At 55.3% G+C, this 3,759-nt stretch carries 2 protein-coding genes; both read left to right on the top strand.

The window, feature by feature from the left end:
• Window positions 1-391 precede the first annotated feature (391 nt).
• A complete protein-coding gene (gene rcsD / locus HMPREF9538_RS20540) occupies window positions 392-3,049 on the top strand; it encodes a phosphotransferase RcsD (RefSeq protein ID WP_002913006.1) in 2,658 nt (885 codons plus the stop codon).
• Between the two features lie 15 nt (window positions 3,050-3,064).
• Window positions 3,065-3,715 carry a response regulator transcription factor RcsB gene (rcsB, locus tag HMPREF9538_RS20535; protein ID WP_002913007.1) on the top strand — a complete coding sequence of 217 codons (651 nt, stop codon included), beginning with the start codon at window positions 3,065-3,067 and terminating at the stop codon, window positions 3,713-3,715.
• Window positions 3,716-3,759: the final 44 nt, after the last annotated feature.

Below are 3,759 nucleotides of genomic sequence, written 5' to 3' on the forward strand. Positions count from 1 at the left end.
CCCCCCCCCCCCCCCCCCCCCCCCCCGCTGGCGTTTTTTTTTACCCTTCTTTACACAACTTTAATTTATCTGTGCTACGGCTAATGATTCCCTAACGACTATTAATCAATCAATTAGGCCATCAGTGGTGCATATTCTGCCAATGTCTTGTTATTTCGTGCGATTCTTCCCTTTTGTTTCCGTCAATATCGTCGCCGGTTAACCTTCCCGGCGCGGTTTCATTTACGCTTCGTTTCTAAGATAATTCCTGGGCGGCATCGCACCGCTGGCGCCAATCTGTAGTATGGATTTACGCCATTAGCCTTTATACTGCCAGCAGCATCTGCTTTGTTGCCAGTTACTCTGGCGCTACATCCTGTTTACAAACAATGATGAGTCGTTCAGCCACAAGATGACCCCGAAAAAATTCTCCCTGATCCCCGGCAACATCAGCCGCTTCTTCATTTTGATGGTTATTGTCCTGCTGGCGACAATGGGGGTGATGATCCAAAGCGCCGTCAATGCCTGGCTGAAGGAGAAAAGCTATCAGGTGGTTGATGTCTCCCACGCTCTGCACCAGCGCATTGACGCCTGGCGCTATGCCACCTGGCAGATCTACGACAATATCGCCGCCACCTCAGTCAACACCGCAAGCGGCGGTCTGCAGGAGACGCGTTTAAAACAGGACGTTTACTACCTGGAGAAACCCCGGCGTAAAACCGAAGCCCTGATCTTTGGCTCCCATGACAGCTCCACCCTCGAAATGACGCAGAAAATGTCCGATTATCTCGATATTTTGTGGGGCGCGGAGACCATTCCGTGGTCGATGTACTATCTCAACGGCCTGGACAATAGTCTGATCCTGGTCTCCACCCTGCCGTTGAAGGACCTCTCTTCGAGCTTCAAAGAGTCAACGATCAGCAGCGTCGTGGAGTCGCGGCGCGCGGAAATGCTGCTGCAGGCTAATACCCTTGATGAGCGCGAGACGTTCTCGCCGCTGCGCCATCTCGCCTGGCAGAACGCGCACTATTTTACGTTACGCACCACCTTCAACCAGCCCGGACACCTTGCCACGGTGGTCGCCTTCGACCTGCCGATTAACGATCTGATCCCGCCCGGCATGACCATCGACAGCTTCCGTATCGAGCCTGACCCGTCGCAAAATCTCGCCACCACGCCGGATAAAGAGAGCGCCGATCATATCGGGATCACCTTTAACGGCATGCAGATTGACATCGCCACCGACATCAGCACCACCGGTATGCAGTTGCTGTGGACGGTACCAATGAGCACCATGCTGCTGGAGTCCATGCAGAACATTCTTCTGCCGCTGCTGCTCAACATTGGTCTGCTGGCGCTGGCGCTGTTTGGTTTTACCACCTTTCGCCACTATAAAGGACGCAGCCATTCGTCTGGCGCCGGGCTCCCCTCCGCCGCCAACAGCGAACTGCGCCTGCTGCGCGCCATTAACGAAGAGATTGTTTCTCTGCTGCCGCTGGGGCTGCTCGTTCACGATCAGGAAGCCAACCGAACGGTTATCAGCAATCCAATTGCCGACCATCTGCTTCCGCACCTGAATCTGCAGAACATCACCAATATGGCGGACCAGCATCAGGGGGTAATTCAGGCCACCGTCAATAATGAGCAGTATGAAATCCGCCAGTATCGCAGCCAGGTAGCGCCGCGCACCCAGATCCTGATCATCCGTGATCAGGACCGCGAAGTGCTGGTCAATAAAAAGCTCAAGCAGGCCCAGCGCTTGTATGAGAAAAACCAGCAGGGACGGGCCGCCTTTATGCAGCACATCGGCAGCGCTCTGAAGCAGCCCGCGCTGACGCTGGCGGCAGAGGCGGCGGCGCTCAGTAGTACAGAGAATCGGACGCTGGCCCAGCATGCCGATGAGCTGGTCAAACTCATCGATGACATTCAGCTCGCCAATCTGCTGGAAAGCGATGCCTGGAAAACCAACCAGACGTTGTTCTCGGTGCAGGAGCTTATTGACGACGTCGTGCCGGAAGTGCTGCCGGCGATGAAACGCAAGGGTCTGCAGCTGCTCATCAACAATGCGCTCCCGGCCGGCGAGCAGCGCTATGGCGACCGTGAAGCTCTGCGGCGCACGCTGGTGCTGTTAATCCAATATTCAGTGACCACCACGCCTATCGGCAAGATCACCCTAGACGTCTGTCAGGATGAGTCGGCCAGCGATCGCCTGACCTTCCGCATTCTGGATACCGGCAACGGCGTCTCGGCAAACGAGATCGACAATATGCACTTCCCGTATCTCAACGAGACCCAGAGCGACCTGTACGGCAAAGCAAACGCCCTTACCTTCTGGCTATGCGACCGCATGACGCGCAAGCTGGGCGGGCAATTGACCATTAAAGCCCGGGAGTCGCTGGGGACGCGCTATACCCTGCATCTGAAAATGCCGGCCAGCGAAGAGGCGCCAGAGGCGGGAGAGCATTTGCTGGATGACGTTATCGTCCTGCTGGATGTGACTTCCAGCGAAGTGCGGCGGATTGTCACTCGCCAGCTGGAGAGCTGGGGAGCGTCCTGCATCACACCGGACGATCGGGCGACCAGTCAAGCCTTTGATCTTTATTTAACGGATAATCCGTCTAATCTTACTGCTTCAGGCTTGCTTTTAAGCGATGATGAGGTCGGGATACGCAAGATCGGCCCGGGCCAACTGCGGGTCAACTTTAATATTAGCACGGCGATGCAGGAGGCTATCCTGCAGCTTATTGAGCAGCAGCTGGCGGAGGAGGCGGTTCAGCCCGTCACCTCAGGAAACGAGAGTAACGCCGAACTCCATGCCAGCGGCTATTACGCACTGTTTGCCGATACGGTACCGGATGATGTTCAGAGATTGTATACTGAAATCGAAGCGGGCGATTTTGCTGCTCTGGCGCAAACCGCCCACCGCCTCAAAGGGGCATTTGCTATGCTTAATCTGATACCCGGCAAGCAGTTATGTGAAACGCTTGAGCATCTGATTCGCGAAAAGGATGCGCAAGGCATAGAAAAATATATCAGCGACATTGACGCTTACGTCAAGAGCTTGCTGTAGAAGGTAGCCTTATACATGAACACTATGAACGTAATTATTGCCGATGACCATCCGATCGTACTGTTCGGTATTCGTAAGTCACTTGAGCAAATTGAGTGGGTGAACGTCGTTGGCGAGTTTGAAGACTCCACGGCCCTTATCAACAATCTTCCGAAGCTGGACGCCCATGTGCTGATCACCGATCTGTCCATGCCCGGTGACAAATACGGCGACGGGATCACGCTGATTAAATACATCAAGCGCCACTTCCCGGATCTGTCGATCATTGTTCTGACCATGAACAACAATCCGGCGATCCTCAGCGCGGTGCTGGATCTGGATATCGAAGGGATCGTCCTCAAGCAGGGGGCGCCGACCGACCTGCCAAAAGCGCTGGCCGCGCTGCAGAAAGGGAAGAAATTCACCCCGGAAAGCGTCTCTCGCCTGCTGGAAAAAATCAGCGCCAGCGGCTATGGCGATAAACGCCTGTCGCCGAAAGAGAGCGAAGTGCTGCGCCTGTTCGCCGAAGGTTTCCTGGTAACCGAGATCGCCAAAAAGCTTAATCGCAGCATTAAAACCATCAGCAGCCAGAAGAAATCGGCGATGATGAAGCTGGGCGTCGAAAACGACATCGCCTTGCTGAACTACCTCTCTTCCGTCTCGCTGAGCGCGACGGACAAAGAGTAATCTCTTCGCCCTCTCCCCCCCCCCCCCCCCCCGCGCGGGGGGGG

Origin of the sequence: Klebsiella sp. MS 92-3 (assembly GCF_000195655.1) — a bacterium.
Classification (GTDB): domain Bacteria; phylum Pseudomonadota; class Gammaproteobacteria; order Enterobacterales; family Enterobacteriaceae; genus Klebsiella; species Klebsiella pneumoniae.

Bases quoted from the DNA above. Each gene is read 5' to 3' on its own strand.
- rcsD (WP_002913006.1), top strand. From the start codon at position 392: ATGACCCCGAAAAAATTCTCCCTGATCCCCGGCAACATCAGCCGCTTC.
- rcsB (WP_002913007.1), top strand. From the start codon at position 3,065: ATGAACACTATGAACGTAATTATTGCCGATGACCATCCGATCGTACTG.